The sequence below is a fragment of the Bradyrhizobium sp. BRP19 genome (assembly GCF_020194195.1).
GTDB lineage: Bacteria > Pseudomonadota > Alphaproteobacteria > Rhizobiales > Xanthobacteraceae > Bradyrhizobium > Bradyrhizobium yuanmingense.
The window spans coordinates 1-1,426 of record NZ_JADYVZ010000072.1; the positions used below are offsets into that span (position 1 = coordinate 1).

General features: G+C 68.1%; 1 protein-coding gene. It reads right to left on the reverse strand.

Annotation, left to right across the window (positions count from 1 at the left end):
* The coding region (locus I6F36_RS38535) for a DUF1522 domain-containing protein (RefSeq protein WP_225173248.1) at nt 1-1,426 on the reverse strand (1,426 nt) is incomplete at both ends.

Below are 1,426 nucleotides of genomic sequence, written 5' to 3' on the forward strand. Positions count from 1 at the left end.
GTTGAAGGAGGTGAAGGTCAAGGTCTTGCCGCTGATGCCGCCGATGCCGGAGGTGCGCGCCGCGGTGAAGGCGGTCGCCGTTCCGGTGTTGCCGGCAAGGCCGAGCGCGTTCAGCGCGTTGCCCGTGCCGGTGATCGACAGGTCGGCATTGACGCCAGTGGACAGCTTCAGCTGGCCCGAGGCGTTGATCGACGAGTTGGTCTGGCCGGAGGCCGTCGCAAGCGTGGCAGCGCCGGCGGCGCTGATGGTCGCGGTCTGCACGCCGGTGGCAAGGTCGATCGCCTTCAAGACGTCGTTGAGCGTGCCGCCCTGCAGATAGACGGTCGAGTTGCCGGCGCCGTCGGTGAGGACGTTACCGTTCGCACCATAGCCGGTCGGAATGCTCGGCGCACCGGTCGAGCCCGGGATCGGCGCATTCTTGAAGGTGATGACTTTACCGTTGACGTTCAACGTCGACCCGTCCGTGATCGTCGCACCCAGCGAGGCCGCGCTGGTGGTCCGGTTGACGTTGACGGTGGCGTTGCCGCCGCCCACCGACGTGGTCAGGGCGAGAGCCTTGAGCAGGTCGGCCTTGCCGGTGACGCTCAGATCCGCACCTGTCGAGCTCCTCAGCGTGACGGCGCCCGCAGCGACGGTCGAAGCGGTCTGGCCGTTGCTCGTGGCGATCGTCGCCGCACCCGAGGTGATCGAGACCGTCTTGACGCCGCTGGCGAGATCGATCGCGCTCAACAGGTCGTTGACGGTCGCTGCCGGCGTGCCGTTGGTGCCGAGATAGACGGTGCTGTTGCCATTGCCGTCGGTGACGATGTTGCCGCTGACGCCCGAGCCGGTCGGAACGCCGGTCGCACCCGGAGCCGAGCCGCTGCGGAAGGTGATGGTCTTGCCGTTCACGGTCAGCGTGTCGCCGTCGGCAGGCTGGGCGTTGCCGGCGAGGCCGGTCGCGGTCGTGCCGTTGGTGGCGATCAGGGTCATCGTGCCGGTCAGCGCCGTGGTGCCGTCGCCGGCCGTTGCGCCCGTGCTGGCGAAGACGCCGATGGTGGCGCCGAGCGTGGTTGTGCCGGTCGCCGCGGTGGTGCCGCCGGCCGCACCGCTATACACGACGTTGCTGTTCGCCGTCGCGCTGGCGTAGGAGGTCGTGCCGCGCAGGTCGGCCGCCGTCGCACCGGAGATGGTGGTCGAGACGTTGGACTTGGTGGAGTAGCCGACCGTGGTCTGCAGCGCCTGGTTGGCGATCGACTTCGCAGAGTCGATCAGCTTCTGCAGCGAGGTGATGCCGGTGTTGGCAGCCTGCAGCACCTGCACGCCGTTGGCGATGCCGTCGAGCAGGTTGTTGATGTCGCTGGCGCGGTTGTCGAGCGACTGGGCCGTGAAGAAGTTGGTGGGATTGTCCAGGGCCGAGTTGACGCTCTTGCCGGTCGACAGACGG